The sequence below is a fragment of the Thiolinea disciformis DSM 14473 genome (assembly GCF_000371925.1).
GTDB classification, from domain to species: Bacteria; Pseudomonadota; Gammaproteobacteria; order Thiotrichales; family Thiotrichaceae; genus Thiolinea; species Thiolinea disciformis.
Genome location: NZ_AQVE01000024.1, coordinates 15,773 through 33,562 on the forward strand (window position 1 = coordinate 15,773; position 17,790 = coordinate 33,562).

16 protein-coding genes are annotated in these 17,790 nt (G+C 46.8%); 11 read left to right on the top strand and 5 right to left on the bottom strand.

Features of this window, described 5'->3' with window-relative positions; translation table 11 throughout:
• Nucleotides 1–182: 182 nt before the first annotated feature.
• The 9 genes from glcD (at nucleotide 183) to mnmH (ending at nucleotide 12,432) form a co-directional block, all read left to right on the top strand.
• Nucleotides 183–1,652 carry a glycolate oxidase subunit GlcD gene (gene glcD, locus A3IE_RS0115545; protein WP_020396548.1) on the top strand — a complete coding sequence of 490 codons (1,470 nt, stop codon included), beginning with the start codon at nucleotides 183–185 and terminating at the stop codon, nucleotides 1,650–1,652.
• A complete protein-coding gene (gene glcE / locus A3IE_RS0115550) occupies nucleotides 1,652–2,722 on the top strand; it encodes a glycolate oxidase subunit GlcE (RefSeq protein WP_020396549.1) in 1,071 nt (356 codons plus the stop codon). Before glcD ends, glcE begins: the two co-directional genes overlap by 1 nt.
• 12 nt (nucleotides 2,723–2,734) lie before the next feature.
• Complete coding sequence (glcF, locus tag A3IE_RS0115555; protein ID WP_020396550.1) at nucleotides 2,735–3,955, top strand: glycolate oxidase subunit GlcF; 1,221 nt, start codon at nucleotides 2,735–2,737, stop codon at nucleotides 3,953–3,955.
• 239 nt (nucleotides 3,956–4,194) lie between these two features.
• Nucleotides 4,195–4,992 (top strand): inositol monophosphatase family protein, encoded by a 798-nt coding sequence (locus A3IE_RS0115560; protein WP_020396551.1) that lies wholly within the window; start codon nucleotides 4,195–4,197, stop codon nucleotides 4,990–4,992.
• Between the two features lie 57 nt (nucleotides 4,993–5,049).
• On the top strand, nucleotides 5,050–7,491 hold the full coding sequence (gspD, locus tag A3IE_RS22235) for a type II secretion system secretin GspD (RefSeq protein ID WP_020396552.1): 2,442 nt from the start codon (nucleotides 5,050–5,052) through the stop codon (nucleotides 7,489–7,491).
• A gap of 10 nt (nucleotides 7,492–7,501) precedes the next feature.
• Nucleotides 7,502–9,028: a type II secretion system ATPase GspE gene (gspE, locus tag A3IE_RS0115570; protein WP_020396553.1), complete on the top strand. Its 1,527-nt coding sequence runs from the start codon at nucleotides 7,502–7,504 to the stop codon at nucleotides 9,026–9,028.
• On the top strand, nucleotides 9,028–10,248 hold the full coding sequence (gene gspF, locus A3IE_RS0115575; protein ID WP_020396554.1) for a type II secretion system inner membrane protein GspF: 1,221 nt from the start codon (nucleotides 9,028–9,030) through the stop codon (nucleotides 10,246–10,248). Before gspE ends, gspF begins: the two co-directional genes overlap by 1 nt.
• An 11-nt stretch (nucleotides 10,249–10,259) precedes the next feature.
• A complete protein-coding gene (gene selD, locus A3IE_RS0115580; RefSeq protein WP_020396555.1) occupies nucleotides 10,260–11,300 on the top strand; it encodes a selenide, water dikinase SelD in 1,041 nt (346 codons plus the stop codon).
• Between the two features lies 1 nt (nucleotide 11,301).
• Nucleotides 11,302–12,432: a tRNA 2-selenouridine(34) synthase MnmH gene (gene mnmH / locus A3IE_RS0115585; RefSeq protein ID WP_020396556.1), complete on the top strand. Its 1,131-nt coding sequence runs from the start codon at nucleotides 11,302–11,304 to the stop codon at nucleotides 12,430–12,432.
• Here mnmH and A3IE_RS0115590 read toward each other — a convergent pair.
• A complete protein-coding gene (locus A3IE_RS0115590) occupies nucleotides 12,429–14,063 on the bottom strand; it encodes an alpha-D-glucose phosphate-specific phosphoglucomutase (RefSeq protein ID WP_020396557.1) in 1,635 nt (544 codons plus the stop codon). The two genes, mnmH and A3IE_RS0115590, sit on opposite strands and share 4 nt — an antisense overlap.
• A gap of 114 nt (nucleotides 14,064–14,177) precedes the next feature.
• Between A3IE_RS0115590 and A3IE_RS0115595 the strand changes: the two genes are divergently transcribed.
• Nucleotides 14,178–14,648 (top strand): DUF1249 domain-containing protein, encoded by a 471-nt coding sequence (locus A3IE_RS0115595; protein ID WP_020396558.1) that lies wholly within the window; start codon nucleotides 14,178–14,180, stop codon nucleotides 14,646–14,648.
• Nucleotides 14,649–14,829: 181 nt separating this feature from the next.
• Complete coding sequence (locus A3IE_RS0115600) at nucleotides 14,830–15,312, top strand: Fe-S cluster assembly transcription factor (protein ID WP_020396559.1); 483 nt, start codon at nucleotides 14,830–14,832, stop codon at nucleotides 15,310–15,312.
• A 17-nt stretch (nucleotides 15,313–15,329) separates the two neighbouring features.
• Here the strand turns inward: A3IE_RS0115600 and A3IE_RS0115605 are convergent, their stop codons facing one another.
• From A3IE_RS0115605 to A3IE_RS0115620, 4 genes are all read right to left on the bottom strand, one after another.
• Nucleotides 15,330–16,115, bottom strand: a complete 786-nt coding sequence (locus tag A3IE_RS0115605; protein ID WP_020396560.1) for a metallophosphoesterase — start codon at nucleotides 16,113–16,115, stop codon at nucleotides 15,330–15,332.
• Nucleotides 16,116–16,298: 183 nt separating this feature from the next.
• A complete protein-coding gene (locus A3IE_RS0115610) occupies nucleotides 16,299–16,682 on the bottom strand; it encodes a DUF423 domain-containing protein (RefSeq protein ID WP_020396561.1) in 384 nt (127 codons plus the stop codon).
• 121 nt (nucleotides 16,683–16,803) lie between these two features.
• On the bottom strand, nucleotides 16,804–17,472 hold the full coding sequence (locus A3IE_RS0115615) for a class I SAM-dependent methyltransferase (protein WP_020396562.1): 669 nt from the start codon (nucleotides 17,470–17,472) through the stop codon (nucleotides 16,804–16,806).
• Nucleotides 17,473–17,474: 2 nt separating this feature from the next.
• Nucleotides 17,475–17,678 (bottom strand): SlyX family protein, encoded by a 204-nt coding sequence (locus A3IE_RS0115620; protein WP_020396563.1) that lies wholly within the window; start codon nucleotides 17,676–17,678, stop codon nucleotides 17,475–17,477.
• Between the last annotated feature and the right edge of the window lie 112 nt (nucleotides 17,679–17,790).

Here is a 17,790-nt window from a genome sequence, read left to right on the forward strand (position 1 = left end):
GAATAAACTTGATTAAAATTAGAGAAGGACTGGAAAGACAGTGCAAGCTTATAAGCGGTAGGAGTTAGGTTTACAGCAATAGCGACTATTTAGATTTTAAAACCCTCATGTTCTTGCTTTGCCCCAAACCCAATCCACGTTAAAGTACTCCTAGTCTATTTTGGAAGAGAGTCTGCCTAGAAATGTCTAGTTTCAACACCAATCGCGCTCTTTTACTGGCTGCTTTGCAAGATATTCAGCCCCAGCCGCTCATTCTGAATCAGCCTGAACAATTAAAGCCCTATGAATGTGATGGCTTGAGTGCTTATCGTAGCGTGCCTTTGTTGGTGGTGTTGCCAGAAACCGTAGAGCAAGTACAGGCGATTTTAAAAATTTGCCAAGCTCAGCGCGTACCAGTCGTAGCACGTGGTGCAGGCACAGGCTTATCTGGCGGCGCCTTGCCACATGAACAAGGCGTACTGTTGAGCTTAGCCAAATTCAATAAAATTCTGGACATAAACCCCGAACGTCGCACCGCGACGGTACAACCTGGAGTGCGCAATTTGTCCATTACCCAAGCGGTTGATCATTTAGGCCTATATTATGCGCCCGATCCTTCTTCGCAAATTGCCTGCACTATTGGCGGCAATGTGGCCGAAAACTCTGGCGGTGTGCATTGCTTAAAATATGGTTTAACCGTACACAATATTCTGCAAATTAAAATTGTCACTATTGACGGCGAGCTACTGACGATTGGTGGACACAGCTTGGACTCGGCTGGCTATGATCTCCTCGCCTTATTGACCGGCTCAGAAGGCTTACTCGGTGTCATCGTCGAAGTTACGGTGAAATTACTGCCCAAACCTGAGCGTGTGCAGGTGTTATTAGCCGCCTTCGACGATGTGATTAAAGCCGGTGCGGCAGTAGGCGCGATTATTTCCGACGGTATTATTCCGGCTGGTTTAGAAATGATGGATGGTTTTGCGATAAAGGCCGCTGAAGAATTTGCCCATGCGGGCTATCCAACGGATGCAGCCGCTATTTTACTGTGCGAGCTAGATGGAACGAATGCGGAAGTCGCAGAACAATTATCACGAGTCCATGATATTTTGCTGCACAGTGAGGCCACTGAAGTTCGCACCGCCAAAGATGCGCAAGAGCGCGCTACCTTTTGGAAAGGACGCAAATCAGCCTTCCCTGCAGTGGGTCGTATTTCGCCTGACTATTATTGTATGGATGGCACGATTCCCCGCAAACATTTGCCGAAAGTCTTGCATGCTATTAATCAACTTTCCGAGCAATTTGGCCTAGCGGTTGCCAATGTGTTTCATGCGGGTGATGGTAATTTACACCCACTCATTTTATTTGATGCTAATAAAACCGGCGAATTGGAGCGTGCGGAAGCCTTTGGTGGCAAAATATTAGAATTATGCGTCGAGGTTGGCGGCACGATTACCGGTGAGCATGGGGTGGGCATGGAAAAGATCAATCAAATGTGTGTGCAATTTAATAGTCTGGAACTCACCCAGTTTCATGCTGTAAAAGCCGCCTTTGATCCCCAAGGTTTACTGAATCCTGAGAAAGCGGTACCTACTTTGCATCGCTGCGCAGAGTTTGGTGCCATGCACGTCCACCACGGGCAATTATCGCATCCTGAATTGGAGCGCTTCTAATGGAACACGATCACAGTCAGCGCTTACAAGAACAGGTGTTAGCCGCTTATAAACTGGGCAAACCCTTAGCGATTCAAGGGGGCAATAGCAAAGCGTGGTATGGAAATGAGCCACAGGGCGAAATACTCAGCATCGCTGAGCACCATGGCATTATTAATTATGAACCTACTGAATTAGTGATTACCGCACGCGCTGGAACACGCCTCAGTGTAATCGAAACTCTACTGGCCGAACACAATCAATGCTTAGCGTTTGAGCCACCACATTTTGGCGAAACCGCAACCCTAGGCGGCACGATTGCTTGCAATTTCTCTGGGCCAGCTCGCCCCTATTTAGGCTCAGCCCGCGATTTTGTCTTAGGTTGCCAAATCTTAAATGGCAAAGGCGAAATACTCAATTTCGGCGGCCAAGTCATGAAGAACGTGGCGGGCTATGATGTATCACGCTTAATGGCTGGCGCTTTAGGGACATTGGGAGCGCTTTTAACCATTTCCTTACATGTCCTCCCCAAACCCGAAGCGGAGCTGACACTGGTAAAAAACGTGGATGCTGCTGGTGCTATTCAACAAGCCAATGCTCATGCGCGTTTACCGCTACCGATTAGTGCCAGCGCTTATGTGGATGGTTTAACTTATATCCGCTTGAGTGGCACAGAAGGCTCGGTCAAACAAGCGGCCGCTTATTTAGGGGGCGAGCCTTTGGCAAATGGTGAATTGTTTTGGCATAAATTACGCGAACAACAACTACGCTTTTTCCAGACTGACCAAAATCTATGGCGTTTATCCCTGCCAGCAGATACTCCTGTACTCGATTTAGCCGGTACAACTTTATACGATTGGGGTGGCGCGCAACGCTGGCTGTTGAGCGATTCGGAGGCCACACCGATTCGCGATGCTGTGAGCCAAGCCGGAGGTCATACCACCTTGTTTCGTGCCCAGCCCTCCATACGCCGCCATAACGCTGCGTTTCAGCCTTTATCTGAGGCGATGTTGCGCTATCACAGACAATTAAAACAAGCTTTTGATCCTAAAGGTATCTTCAACCCCAATCGCTTGTACGCTGGACTTTAATAAGGGAATACGATGCAAACTAATTTAAGTGAAACGTATCGCGACAGCGTGCAAGGAAAAGAAGCTGAAGCTATTTTACGCGCTTGTGTGCATTGCGGATTTTGTACCGCGACTTGTCCTACTTATCAGCTTTTGGGTGATGAACTGGATGGGCCACGCGGACGTATTTATCAAATTAAACAGATACTTGAAGGCGCAACACCGACCGCCACAACACGTTTGCATTTAGATCGTTGCTTGACCTGTCGCTCTTGCGAAACCACTTGCCCTTCGGGCGTGCAATATGGACGTTTGGTGGATATTGGGCGTGAGCTAGTTGAAGCACAAACACAAAGACCTTTGAGTGAACAACTCACCCGCAAAGCGTTGAAAGCAGTGCTGCCCTATCCACAACGCTTTCGGCTGTTGTTATCGCTAGGTTATTTGGCCAAACCCTTATTGCCCGCGCACTTAGCCAAAAAACTCCCCACAAAAAGCCAAGTAGAATCCTTTGCCACCCAAACACACACCCGCAAAGTATTGGCTTTCGATGGCTGTGTGCAAAGTGTGGTAACACCAGCCACTAATCAAGCTACCGCGCGGATTTTACAAAAAATCGGCATTGAGTTAGTCAGTGTGAAAGAGGCTGGCTGCTGCGGGGCGGTGAATCAACATTTAGCCTCACCGCATGAAGCCCTAGATTTTATACGTCGTAATATTGATGCTTGGTGGCCTCATATTGAGGCGGGTGCAGAAGCGATTGTTAGCACCGCGAGCGGTTGTGGCGTCATGCTAAAAGATTATGGGCATTTACTCCAACACGATGCTACCTATGCAGCAAAAGCGCTCAAAGTATCCAGTTTAGTGAAGGACATTAGTGAAGTTTTGCGCGATGCGGATTTAGGCAAACCAGAAATTCCAAGCACTATTAAAAAAGTCGCATTTCACAGCCCTTGTACCTTGCAACATGGGCAGAAATTAGCGGGCGTGGTGGAGAGTATTTTGCAGAAAGTCGGCTTTGCATTAACACCGGTTGCTGATGCGCATTTGTGCTGTGGCTCAGCAGGCACTTATTCCATATTACAACCAGAACTTTCCCAGCAGTTACTCGGTAATAAACTAAAGGCTTTACAAACCCCACCAGCTCAAGTGATTGCGACTGCCAATATTGGCTGCCAAATGCATTTAGCAACCGCCGCTAATGTCCGTGTAGTACATTGGATCGAGTTATTGGATGAAGTAATGCTGCAATAAAGCCCAACTCTGTTGATAGTTAAGCGCAATGAAGCAGTTTATTGTTAAAGGCGCGTCTAGATAAATTTTCTGTTAGAATTTTGCCGCTTTAAAAAACCGCATAACGCTATTAAGAACCCATGCTACGCCTAATCTGCTTGATAATTACCATATGATTAACATCGTTATTCCCAATCATCTTTAGTCGTTAACTGTGTTATTCTAGCGCCTGTTTTTTCTCTGAGCCTGAGTTGAGATACATGCATCCGATGTTGAATATAGCCACCCGTACTGCACGTCAGGCCGGTGAAATGATCCGCCGCTACGCAGGTGAGGTCGACAAATTGCGCATCCACCACAAAGCGGATAATGACTTTGTCACGGAAGTTGATCGCCAAGTGGAACGCGAAATTGTCTTTGCACTTAAGCGCGCCTATCCCGACCATGCGATTTTAGGTGAGGAAGGTTCAACACATGGCTCAGATGATGCTGAATATCAATGGGTGATTGATCCTCTGGATGGCACTACCAATTTCTTATACGGTTTACAGCACTTTTCGGTATCGATTGGTCTAAAACAGAAAGGCCGCCCTTTTTTAGGCGTCGTGTTTGATCCAGTACGCGACGAAATGTTCGCAGCGGTACGTGGAGAAGGTGCAACCTTAAATAATCGTAAACTTCGTGTCAGCGCACGCCCTGGCTTACAAAATGCCTTATTGGCAACTGGTGTTCCGTTTCGCACTAACCAAAATCTCGATTTATACCTTGATACCATGCGCGCCCTCTTACCTTCTACGGCTGGTGTAAGACGTATGGGCTCTGCCGCCTTAGATTTAGCCTATGTAGCGTGCGGGCGTTTTGATGGCTTTTGGGAGTTTGGTTTAAAAGAATGGGATATGGCCGCTGGCATTGTCTTAGTGCAAGAAGCGGGGGGACTCACAACCGACTTACAAGGTGGCAATAACCATTGGAACACCGGTGACATACTTGCAGGCAGCCCAAAAGTCTATAAGGAAATGCTGCAACGCTTGCATCCGATCATGAATCGAACGTCATAGTCAAAAATTAGTTAAAGGTTGGGCACAGCGTTGCCCTGCCATGTAGGTCCGAACAAAATGATCCATAAAAAATTAGTCAATGGTTCAGCATGGCTGAAATCCTTAGTGGCAACTGGTCTAGTGCTAAGCACTTTGCCTAGTCACGCAGCAGTGATGAATCTAAACAATGTTGATATTCGTGAAGTCATCCAAGCGGTCTCTAAAACAACGGGTAAGAATTTCCTGATTGATCCTAGCGTGCAGGGGCGCGTTACTTTCTTATCGGGCAAGGATATGGATAAAGACGAAATGTACGAAGCATTTCTCTCTATCCTACAAGTACAAGGTTTGGAAGCCATTGAAACCGGTAGTGTGATCAAAATTGTACCGATTGGAAAAGCCCGTAGTTCGCAAGTCGCTCCGATTGTGCCTACCGATCCCGAGGCACGTGGCACCCAAGATTACAACCTAGACGAGACCATCACCCAAGTTTTCAAGCTGCAATATATCAGTGCCCAGACGGCTGCGGCTACCTTGACACCCTTAGCCGGTCAAGGTGAAACCCGCGTGCAATTCAATCCTACCAGTAATTCTGTGGTCATTACTGGTCGCAGCCAGAACGTTGCCCGTTTGGCACAAGTAGTACGCGATATTGATAAACCCAATAACCAAGATGTCGAAGCAGTTAGCTTAAAGTATTCGGTAGCTAGCCGCCTGGCTCAAACCTTGCGTGAATTAACCGGTGCAGGTGGCGGTGGTGCCGTACCTGGTGCTGAAGGGGTGGTCGTTGCACCGCAGCAGGTGCGTATTTCCGTGGATGACAATACCAATAGTATCTTGATTGCTGGCGATAAAGCTGATCGGGAACGGATGCGCGCCCTGATTTTAAAACTGGATATTCCACGTACTCAGCCAACCGACACCCAAGTCGTGCCTTTGAAATATGCCGTCGCATCCCAACTGATTCAGACCTTAAAGGCATTACAAATCAGTAATGTAGTTGAAGGTGTAGCACCCGCTGCTGCTGGAGCCACTGCAGGCAGCTCAGCACGCCAAGTGCGTATGGCAGCCGACGAGCGCACCAATAGCATTTTAATTTCTGGCGATAAAATCGAGCGCGAGCCCTTACTCGCTGCTATTGCCAAATTAGACGTGCCGCGCGCTCAATCGGGCGGTACCCGCGTTGTGCCATTACGTTATGCCAAGGCCGAGGAATTACTCAAAGTCTTAACGGATACGTCAAAAAATATCGCAGCACAAGCGGCAGGTACCGTGGCCGGTTTGCCATCGGGAGCAGCTAACCCTGCAGGCGGTGGCAGCTCAACCGCTACAGTGAGTGGGTCTATGGGTGCGGAGGTCAGTATTCAAGCTGATAAAACCTCCAACTCCTTAATTATTAGTGCACCTGCGCATATTCAGAACAATTTATTGCGCGTTATTTACCAACTGGATCGCCGTCGCCCACAAGTATTAATTGAAGCGATTATTGCGGAAGTCTCGACCAATATGACCAACCGTATTGGTACGGGTATTGCCGCTTATAATAATCAAGGTTCTTCCGGCAATTCTGGTTTAGTAGGAACCAGTAACTTTGGCGGACTAAATACCGTATTGAGCTTAGCCAATGGTGCAACCTCCATTCCGGCGGGCTTATTATTTGGTGTAGCCAGCAATAATTTCGGCATCGTGTTAGATGCCTTGCGTAGCGATGGTGCGACTAATATTTTATCCACACCAACCATTGTTACCATGGACAATGAAGAAGCCAGCATTATTGTGGGCCAGAATGTGCCCTTTATTACTGGCTCTAGTACCTCGGGCAGCAGCACGACTGCCAACCCCTTTACGACGATTGAACGTAAAGATGTGGGTTTGACGCTGAAAGTGACGCCGCAAATTAATCGTGGCAAAACTATTCAAATGAAGATTGAGCAAGAAACCTCAGGACTTGCTGCGTCTAGTACGGGTGCGGCTGATCTGATCACTAACAAACGCCAAATCAATACCAATGTCATGGTCGAAGATGGTCAAATTATTGTGTTGGGTGGTTTGATTCAGGACAATTTCACCGATAGTGAAAACAAAGTGCCGGTCTTATCCGATCTACCCATTGTAGGTAAGGCTTTTAAGCAAAACAGCACCAATAAATCCAAACAAAATCTGATGGCCTTTATTCATCCTGTGATTTTGCCCGATCGCGAATCGGCGGACGCATATACGCGGAGTAAATACCATACGTTGCAAAAACAACAAAAACAAAGCAATGTCCTACAGCGCGGTAATCCAGTCACCGGTAATCAAGCGGCTGTTTTCCCCAATATTGAATGTATAGATGGTTCTTGCGCAGAAGGTAGTGCGGACGATTTACATTTTATGCAGCAACAAAAGGCTCAGAACACTAATGTGCAGCGTATTCGCCAAAACCCGCAACCCCAAGCGCGCCAACCGCAGAAAGCAGCTCCTGCCACTTCGCAACGCGCTTGTGTGATTGGTTTTTGCCAACTGGAATCGGATCGATAAGGAGCTTCTTATGACTGCGCCTGCTCCTGAAACCGCCCAAGAACCTTTAATGCCGAGCGTTGCTATGCTGCCTTATGCCTTTGCTAAGCGGCATGGCGTGCTTTTGGCGCAAGACGATCCCCGCATTTTGCTGTATCGCGAACGCTTAAAGCCGTCGATTTTGATGGAAATTCAACGAAATCTGCCGTATTTATCTGAATTTCGCAAAATCGACTCCGCGACTTTCGATAAGTTACTCGCCACCGGCTATGACCGCAGTGAAGCGGGTGCGGCCATGATGCAAGATTTAGGTGAGGAAGCGGATTTAAACGATATTGCCGAATCGATGCCTGAACCCGAAGACTTGCTAGAGTCGGAAGATGATGCGCCCATTATTCGCTTAATCAATGCCTTGCTCACGCAGGCTGTGAAAGAAAACGCCTCGGATATTCATATCGAAGCGTTTGAAACACGGATGCAGGTAAGAATGCGCATTGATGGAGTATTGCGGGAAATTATTGAGCCACCGCGCAAACTGGCGCCTTTAATTATTTCGCGCATTAAGGTCATGGCACGTCTGGATATTGCCGAAAAACGCATTCCCCAAGATGGTCGTATTTCCTTGCGTCTAGCAGGACGAGCCGTGGATGTGCGCGTGTCTACCCTACCCTCGGGACATAGCGAACGCATTGTATTGCGTTTATTAGATAAACAAGCGGGACGTTTGAATCTTTCGCATTTGGGCATGGATCCGCATGCACACGAACGCTTGACGAATCTAATTAAAAAACCGCACGGCATTATCTTAGTAACAGGCCCAACAGGCTCTGGTAAAACCACGACACTTTATGCCGCCTTGAGTAATTTGAACGATGCACGCCGTAATATTCTGACCGTCGAAGACCCTATTGAGTATTACATTGATGGCATTGGACAAACGCAGGTGAATAATAAGGTCGATATGACCTTCGCGCGCGGCCTGCGTGCTATTTTACGTCAAGACCCTGATGTTGTGATGGTCGGTGAGATTCGTGACCTTGAAACCGCCGAAATTGCCGTACAAGCCAGTTTAACCGGACACTTAGTCTTTTCGACCTTACACACGAATACTGCCGTTGGTGCAGTAGCACGTTTACAAGATATGGGCGTTGAACCTTATCTGCTCGCTTCGAGTTTATTGGGGGTTATTTCGCAGCGCTTGGTGCGTACCTTGTGTCCCGAATGTAAACAGCCTAGCGAGGCTAGCGAAAAAGAAATTGAGTTAATGCAGCTCAATGCGAAATACGATCTTTCTCATCATCGACCCAGTATTGCACATCCGGTGGGCTGCGCTGCGTGTCGTCATAGTGGCTTTGTAGGGCGAACAGGTATTTACGAAGTAGTAGAACTCGATAATCAGGTACGCCAATTAATTCATGAACGCGCTAGTGAAGTGGAATTGGAAAAGTATGTACGGCGCTCTATGCCAAGCCTACGCGATGATGGGGTGCGCTTAGTTTTAGAAGGTAAAACCTCTTTAGATGAGGTATTGCGGGTGACGCGTGAGGACGAGCGTTAATGCCAGCGTTTGAATATCGCGCCCTAAACGCTGCTGGGAAAGAAGAAAAAGGTATTATCGAAGCCGATACCGCGCGTCAAGCACGGCAAATGCTGCGCAATAATGCCCTGACCCCGCTAGAAGTTAATGAGGCCATTCAAAAGCAAAAAAAATCCGAAAGTGGCGGGGGGCGTATTTTCGGCGGTAGTATGGGCGCCGCAGACTTAGCCCTCATGACGCGCCAACTCGCTACCTTAGTCGGCGCAGGCTCACCGTTGGAAGAATCGCTCAATATGATTGTGCGCCAAACCGAACGTGCTGGCCCACGCCGCATTGTGTCTGCGATTCGCTCCCGCGTCATGGAAGGCCATACCCTCGCCTCCTCTATGGGACAATTTCCCTCGTCGTTTCCGGCCTTATACCGCGCTACCGTTGGTGCTGGCGAGCAATCGGGACACCTAGCCGAAGTGTTAAGTCGACTGGCTGATTACACCGAAAACCGCCAACTCAATCAACAGCAAGTCTCCACCGCTTTTGTTTATCCTGCACTATTAAGCGTAGTGGCAGTTGGAATTGTAGTTGCCTTATTAAAATTCGTCGTCCCGAATGTCATCAGCGTTTTTTCAACCTTCAAAGGTGAATTACCGATGATGACGCGCGTTTTAATTAGCAGCAGTAAGTTTCTAGAAAATCATGGCATTGCCTTACTGATAGGCACTGTATTAAGCGTTTTTGGGATTCGTTATTTACTGAGTTTTCAAACCTGGAAAACGCGTTGGCACAAATTAACGCTCAAACTTCCATTAGTGGGTCGCTTAGTGCGCGGTATTAATACCGAACACTTTTCGCGCACTTTAAGTATTCTAGCCTCCAGTGGCGTGCCGATTCTGGATGCTTTACGAATTGCGGGTGGGGTGATTAATAATATTCCGATGCGCCAAGCGGTGGATGAAGCCGCCGTCAAAGTGCGTGAAGGTATGTCTATCAATAAAGCCTTGCAACAAACGAACTATTTCCCGCCCATGTTAACCTATCTGATTGCTAGTGGCGAAAGTAGCGGCCAATTAGATGCCATGCTAGAACGCGCTGCCATTCAGCAAGAACGTGAAAATCAGGCCAAAATCGCCAAAATGGTCACCTTGGTGGAGCCGGTCATGATGTTAGTGATGGGTGGCGTGGTGATGGGTATTGTCTTGGCAATCATGGTGCCGATCTTTAATATGTCGCAGTTGGTTAAATAGCGAGCCTTTCTATGCAAAACCCCATTCGTATGACCGAATACAGCCATGGTGCTGGTTGCGGCTGCAAAATTTCACCTGCAGTATTGGATGTCATTCTACACAGTAATTTACCAACCGAGGTGCATTCAGCACTTTTAGTCGGTAATAGTTCACGCGATGACGCAGCGGTTTATGATTTAGGCAATGGGACCGCCGTGATTAGTACCACTGATTTTTTCATGCCCATTGTAGATGATGCCTTTACCTTTGGCCGTATTGCCGCCACCAATGCGATCAGTGATATTTACGCCATGGGCGGCAAACCCTTAATGGCGATTGCTATTTTTGGCTGGCCTTTGGATAAATTACCGCCAGAGTTAGGTCAACAAGTAATCGAGGGTGGACGTAAAGCCTGTCAAGATGCACAGATTCCTTTAGCCGGTGGGCATAGTATTGATGCACCTGAGCCAATCTTCGGCCTCGCGGTCACGGGGATTGTACCCCTCAAAAATCTCAAGCAAAACAGCACCGCTAAGGCGGGTGATAAATTATATCTCACCAAACCCTTGGGTATTGGTGTGCTGACTACGGCGCAAAAAAAGAAAATTCTCAAACCTGAACATGCACAGCTTGCCATTGAGACGATGTGTCAACTTAATAAATTGGGGGAAACCTTAGGCGAACTACCTAGTGTGCACGCCTTAACTGACGTTACAGGCTTTGGGTTAGGCGGGCATTTGCGTGAAATGTGTGAAGGCAGTGGCGTACAAGCGATTTTGGACTTTGAACAAATCCCACTCTTACCACATATTCATGACTACCTTGATCAAGGCAGTTTCCCCGGTGGCACGCAACGAAATTTTGATAGTTATGGTCATGTGTTTTCGCCTTTAACCGAGCGCCAAAAACTAATTCTCTGTGATCCGCAAACCAGTGGTGGTTTATTAGTGGCACTGGATCCCAAAGCAGAACAAGATTTCTTAGCACTCGCGCAAAAAGCTGGATTTAACTTGGCCGCTATTGGTGTATTACGTGAAACCAAAGCCAATCAAGCCTTAATTACCGTGCGTTAATATGTCCTCCGCCTTATTACCCGATTTAGCCAAGCTACCGATTCTACAGGATCTAGAAGCTTTATTGATTTCAGGCATTCCTTTACTCGATGCACGTGCACCTGTTGAGTTCGCGGAAGGTGCCTTCCCCACGGCACATAACTTACCTCTATTAAACGATGCGGAGCGTGCTGCCATTGGGACACGCTACAAGCAAGCAGGGCAAGAGGCTGCGATTGAATTGGGCTTGCAACAGATTAGTGGCACCATCAAAACTGAGCGCGTCAACGCATGGCAAAGCTTTTTTGAACAGCACCCCAATGCCGCTTTATATTGTTTTCGCGGCGGTTTACGTTCCAAAATTACCCAGCAATGGCTATATCAGCAAACGGGCCATTTATACCCACGCGTCGAAGGTGGCTATAAAGCCCTGCGCCGTTTTGTGTTGGAACAACTGGAACTAATGCCGACTTGGTTAAGCCCCCTAGTATTAAGCGGGCGCACTGGCTCTGGCAAAACGCGATTACTGGCTGAATTACCAGCGGTAATCGACTTAGAAGCATTAGCCAATCATCGTGGCTCGGCATTTGGTCATCAAGTAACGCCCCAACCTAGCTTGGCTAGCTTTGAAAATGCTTTGCTGACGCATTTATTACAACAACGCGCACGTGGCTTCCATACCTTAATTTTCGAAGATGAAAGCCGCACGATTGGCTCGATTCATTTACCCGAAACCCTATTCCATCTGTTGCGCGAAGCGCCCCTTATTATTCTACAAACGCCTGATAACGAGCGCATCGCCATTAGCTTTCAGGCTTATGTAGTCGATATGTTGCAAGCTTTTATTCAGCACTATCAAGATCAAATACAAGGTCTAGCCGCCTTTGAACACTATGTGTGGCAGAGTGTCGGCAAAATTGCCAAGCGACTAGGCGGTGTGCGCTATGCCAAAGTGGTGGAGCTTATTAAAACCGCGTTTGCCGAGCAACAAGAGCATGGTAATTTGGAGAAACATCGCGCTTGGGTGGCTTTTTTACTATTAGAATACTATGACCCAATGTACGATTATCAACTCGCTAAAAAACAACAGCGCGTCCTGTTTCAAGGCAGCGCTGCGCAGATAAAACAATTTCTACAACAGTTGTTGGCTTAAGTAATCACGTCCGGTGCCTCACGACCGGATAATTCCTTCACTTTACCTAATGCTTCAGCAATTTCTATCAAGTCTGATAAGACTTCCTGTGTGTCTTGATCGTGATTTGCCACGTCAGCCTCATACTGCTCTAGGTAAACCCGCAAGGTTGCCCCTTGTGTACCCGTGCCAGAAAGACGGAAGATTAAACGCGAACCATCTTCAAATAAAATACGGATGCCTTGATGCTCGCTCACCGAACCATCCACAGGATCCGTGTAGCTAAAGTCATCCGCCGCCCTAATCATTTTGCCACGAATCATCGTACCTGCTAGTGTTGCCAGCTGCTGGCGTAAATGCTCCATAATGATATTGCCAGAGGCACTGGAAATAGCTTCATAATCATGACGCGAATAATAATTACGCCCATATTCTGCCCAATGCTGACGCACAATATTTTCCACAGAGTCTTGTTTTTCAGCGAGTAAATTGAGCCAAAATAATACTGCCCACACACCATCTTTCTCACGAATATGATTGGAGCTAGTCCCAAAACTCTCTTCACCGCATAAGGTTATTTGCCCCGCATCCAGTAAATTGCCAAAGAACTTCCAGCCGGTCGGCGTTTCAAAGTAAGGCACCCCTAATTTTTGCGCGACTAAATCAGGGGCTTGGCTGGTTGGCATCGAACGCGCAATCCCGGCTATACCCTGTTTATACCCCGGAACCAAAGTCGCATTGGCCGCTAAGACCGCAAGACTATCGCTGGGGGTTACAAAAAAATGATTGCCCAGAATCATATTTCGATCACCGTCACCATCCGAAGCCGCGCCAAACGCAATCCCTTGATTCGTATAAAGTTGATTCATTAACTCTTTAGCGTGCGCTTGGTTGGGATCAGGATGCCCACCACCAAAATTCGCTAAGGGCTGCGCATGAAATACGGTTCCTTCTGGTGCGCCTAAGCGTTGTTCGAAAATACGTTTCGCATAAGGGCCAGTTACGGCGTGCATTGCATCAAAACGCATTTTGAAGGAGTCAGACTGCAGCAATTGGCCAATTTTATCGAAGTCGAAAATACTCTCCATCAGCTCCATATAATCTTGCACAGAATCAATGACTTCGATTTTCATCCCAAATAAGTCATACACACCTTCTTTATCCAAGGGGATGGGCTTAATCGGGCGAATACGATACTGCTCAACCACACACGCATTCTGATACACAGTATCGGTAAAGGTCTCTGATGCAGGGCCGCCATTACTGACATTAAACTTGACACCAAAATCGCCATCCGGACCACCCGGATTGTGACTAGCAGATAAAATAATACCGCCTAAGGCTTGTTTCTTGCGGATCAGATGGGAAGCGGCTGGCGTTGAAAGAATACCCGCTTTACCCACAAACACATGACCTATACCATTCGCTGAAGCCATGCGCAAAATAATTTGTATGGCTTCACGGTTGAAATAACGCCCGTCACCGCCCAAAATCAGGGTACTACCCTCTCTATCTTCTAAGGTATTAAAGATCGCTTGAATATAAGTTTGTAAGTAGTCGGGGCGCTGGAACTGCTTAACACTTTTACGAAGACCAGATGTCCCTGGTTTTTGATCGGTATAGGGTGTGCAGTTAACAATTTCAAGATTCATGTTCTGCTAGCCTGTGTTGGTGGTTAGTATTATGGGTGTGCGAACAGCACTATTAAGGTATTTTGGTAAAAAACCAACACTACCATTGATTAAAACTAAAGTTATTATGGAACTATGCTAATTAAAGAACAAGTCCCACCAGTAATCTCTCCAAGCCCCAATAGCTTTGCTGGTCTAATGGAAATGTATGAAATCAACTACATACAATTGCGCCTGTTATTGGGTGATCGGGGTCGTACCCTAGGTGATCATATTGTGCAACTGGAGGGTCACTTACCTATTTTGTTGCAAATTCGCGACTGTACAACTCACACCACCACCTTGATGCTCACCTATCTCTTTGGCAGCAAAGAAGCGCCGCAAGGAGAAACTCGCCCCGATATGTTGATTCGGATCAGCCATGATGCCTTGCAGGCTGAGGTTTTAAGCCATCGCTGCCGTTTAAATGATGATCTTATCTCCGCGCGCTTACGGGGTACCGATAGTTTGTTGCGCTGCCGTTGGCGTATGAACCGTTTCCTTTTTAAATGGTTGCACTACCTACGCCGCAGAGGCTACAGCTTTGACTCGTCTAAGTTTAATTAATTTAATGTACAATTATTGTATAAAAAATTATTAAATAATCGTAAGCTTTCAAAAAATCGATAATAATCATACAAGTTTTGTCAAATAATTTAGCCTAAAATTCTTGATAGCATTGCTGGGTTAAATTAAAATACTTCAATGGGTTAAAGGATATTAGCCCACTCAAATTAGGAGAAGTAAGATGAAACTTTCAACCAAAGGACGCTACGCTGTTACAGCCATGATGGACCTAGCGATCCATGACCATGAGGGACCTGTTACCTTAGCCGATATCTCTAATTGCCAAGGCATTTCTTTATCTTACCTTGAACAACTGTTTGCTAAATTGCGTAAAAGCGGCTTAGTGGAAGGCGTACGTGGCCCTGGTGGTGGTTATCGCTTGGGCAAACCTGCAAGTCAAATTAGTATCGCACAAATCATTAGTGCAGTTGATGAAAATATCGATGCGACCCGCTGCAAAGGTAACGAAGATTGTCATAGTGGCGATAAATGCTTAACACATAAATTATGGGCTGATTTAAGTGTGCGCTTATTCGACTTCTTAGACGATTTAACGCTAGCTAGCTTTATTAATCGCCCTGAAATTCGCGCGGTTGCACGCCGTCAAGATACCATGGCAAGTCGTATTGCAACGATGTTCCCACCGCGTGTTGCTGTCGCATAAAATATGTGGGGCGATTATTAGGCAGGAGCTTGTTCAGCTCGCTCCTTCCTACCAGTAAGTGTTTTTACCATTTTGCCGTTTTTAATCGAAAACTGATGAAACCCAAACGTTGGATGAATTTCAGCTAAGGTCAAATGCCCCAGAGACTTCTCATTAGGATAAGCCGCACCGGTGTCGATATAACAAATATTGCTATTTTGGATCGGCTTGGAAACAGGGGTATGACCAAAAATCACCAAGTCAATGCCTAGAATGGGTTGTAATCGACCGGTTAACTGCATATTACGGAAGCGATGTCTAGACCATAACGCTTGTTCGAATACTTCTTTCTCTGAACTGAGTAGAGTGACAAAGCGGCTCCAAGACAGGGTTGGTGGAATATCGGCGTGAACAACTCCGACACGCCCCAATGCGGTCATAATTTCAAAAGCAAGCGGTAAATCGCTAACAACCGTTCGAATACGCTCATGTAGCGCCGGTGGAATATCCTTCCACCATTCACCGCCATTATTCACGATCCAATTGTCTTTGACATCGAAAGAATCAGCAGAATCTAACAGCATCTGCTCATGATTCCCACGAATAGCATGAAACCACGGGTGGTTTAAAAATTCGATTAGACGCCATGATTCGGGACCACGATCGACTAGATCCCCAACCGAGAAGAGGCGATCTTTGCGACCATCAAAGTGAACCTGCCCTAATAAGGATTCTAGGGCTGAGAAATGGCCATGAATATCCCCGACAACAAAATCGCGTCCACGCAGATTACGACTAAAAAACTTGAACGGCATCGCTGGCATAGTTATTGATGATGGTTTATGTTCAGGGTTCGGCTGACATTAAAGGATTAGCTCAGCATCCATTGTCGCTTGAAAACTGCTCTCCTACGATGGGAATCAGACTAACGTGGTAGAACTATGTATAAACCGTCTGACACTCGGTTTACTAAAACATTCCATAAAATTTAAAGCAGTTTAATTGGCTTAGCTAGATTTGCTTTCATACCATAGGGCTAGTGCAAGCCATAACCAACCGCTTATAAAGGCCAGCCCGCCAATTGGGGTAATCATAGCAATCCCAATCACTCCTGTTAGCGTGTAGACATATAAGCTACCTGAAAATAATACTACCCCGAGCAAAAAACTCCAACATGCCAACTGCCAACGATGGTTGAAAGATAATGGGGCTAGACTGGCTGTCAGTATAAGGGCTAGCGCATGGTAGAATTGATACTCAACGCCGGTATGAAAACGCGCCAGCATTTTGGCATCCATCATTTTTTCCAAACCATGTGCGCCAAATGCACCTAAAATCACCGCTAACATTCCCATCACTGCCCCAATTAGGAGAAAATGTCGCTTTTGCATAAAGTGAATACCTCATGGATGCCCAACAAAAACGTCAATTATACCGCGTTATCCTAAAACTGATGATCCTGTGTGGCCTATTAGTACTATTGGGTGTCATGCTGCGTGGCTGCTTTAGACTTTAAGCACTGGGCAAATACACATCATAACGCACCGCTGCACCGCTAATGACAAACGCAGGTTTCTTGCCTGCTAACTCCGGTGCTAAGCGCGGGCGTTTAACCACAATACGCTTATGCGCTTTTGTACAAGCTAGTTCTAACAAACTTTCATTATCAGCATCCTCTCCCACCACGGCCTGCAAAAACCGCATTTCTTTCTGCACCAAGGCCGATTTCTGGCGCTCGGGAAACATAGGGTCAAGGTAAATCACATCCGGCTTAGCAGTTGTATCCAAATGCTGTAGCCATACCAGTGCATCAGTTTGAATTAAGTGCATACGCTGAGTAATGTCCGCTACTGAAGGTTCAAACGCGGCACGCTTTAAACCATCCGCTAAGAGTGCATAAACGGTTGCTGAGCGCTCTAACAAGGTCACCTGACAACCTAAACTGGCTAAAACAAAGGCTTCGCGCCCTAAACCAGCCGTCGCATCCACTACGCTTAGATGTTTATATTTATTCAGACCCACTGCTTTGGCGATGTCTTGCCCTTTACCGCCGCCAAATTTAAGACGGTGTTGCGCCTTGCCTTCGACAAAATCAACATAAACAGCCCCTATTTGGCTATCCAAGTTATCGCGTAACTCAAGGCGCACCTCTGTTTGGATGAGTTGGTAACGCTCAGACATGCTTAATAATGGGGTGGTGGTGTTTCTTCAGCGTGAGAAGCGAGCGGTGAAACCGCCATGGCTTTGAGACGGTCATTTAATTGACTCACAGTTTGCTCTAAACGATAAATCTCGCGCTGTTGCAAATAAACTTGTTGGCTAAGCGCTTCCAAGCTTTGCTCTTGTTCCATGAACTTCATTTCTAATTCGGTTAAGCGCTGTTCCATGAGCTTTATAGCTTACTAAAATCAAGGAGTATAAGCGTTTCAACCCCTAGCGACTAGCCATTCCTCTTATCTATAAGACATCTGTCCTGCCCACACTTAAGTTTTCTTATCC

Bases quoted from the DNA above. Each gene is read 5' to 3' on its own strand.
- glcD (WP_020396548.1), top strand. From the start codon at position 183: ATGTCTAGTTTCAACACCAATCGCGCTCTTTTACTGGCTGCTTTGCAA.
- glcE (WP_020396549.1), top strand. From the start codon at position 1,652: ATGGAACACGATCACAGTCAGCGCTTACAAGAACAGGTGTTAGCCGCT.
- glcF (WP_020396550.1), top strand. From the start codon at position 2,735: ATGCAAACTAATTTAAGTGAAACGTATCGCGACAGCGTGCAAGGAAAA.
- A3IE_RS0115560 (WP_020396551.1), top strand. From the start codon at position 4,195: ATGCATCCGATGTTGAATATAGCCACCCGTACTGCACGTCAGGCCGGT.
- gspD (WP_020396552.1), top strand. From the start codon at position 5,050: ATGATCCATAAAAAATTAGTCAATGGTTCAGCATGGCTGAAATCCTTA.
- gspE (WP_020396553.1), top strand. From the start codon at position 7,502: ATGACTGCGCCTGCTCCTGAAACCGCCCAAGAACCTTTAATGCCGAGC.
- gspF (WP_020396554.1), top strand. From the start codon at position 9,028: ATGCCAGCGTTTGAATATCGCGCCCTAAACGCTGCTGGGAAAGAAGAA.
- selD (WP_020396555.1), top strand. From the start codon at position 10,260: ATGCAAAACCCCATTCGTATGACCGAATACAGCCATGGTGCTGGTTGC.
- mnmH (WP_020396556.1), top strand. From the start codon at position 11,302: ATGTCCTCCGCCTTATTACCCGATTTAGCCAAGCTACCGATTCTACAG.
- A3IE_RS0115590 (WP_020396557.1), bottom strand. From the start codon at position 14,063: ATGAATCTTGAAATTGTTAACTGCACACCCTATACCGATCAAAAACCA.
- A3IE_RS0115595 (WP_020396558.1), top strand. From the start codon at position 14,178: ATGCTAATTAAAGAACAAGTCCCACCAGTAATCTCTCCAAGCCCCAAT.
- A3IE_RS0115600 (WP_020396559.1), top strand. From the start codon at position 14,830: ATGAAACTTTCAACCAAAGGACGCTACGCTGTTACAGCCATGATGGAC.
- A3IE_RS0115605 (WP_020396560.1), bottom strand. From the start codon at position 16,115: ATGCCAGCGATGCCGTTCAAGTTTTTTAGTCGTAATCTGCGTGGACGC.
- A3IE_RS0115610 (WP_020396561.1), bottom strand. From the start codon at position 16,682: ATGCAAAAGCGACATTTTCTCCTAATTGGGGCAGTGATGGGAATGTTA.
- A3IE_RS0115615 (WP_020396562.1), bottom strand. From the start codon at position 17,472: ATGTCTGAGCGTTACCAACTCATCCAAACAGAGGTGCGCCTTGAGTTA.
- A3IE_RS0115620 (WP_020396563.1), bottom strand. From the start codon at position 17,678: ATGGAACAGCGCTTAACCGAATTAGAAATGAAGTTCATGGAACAAGAG.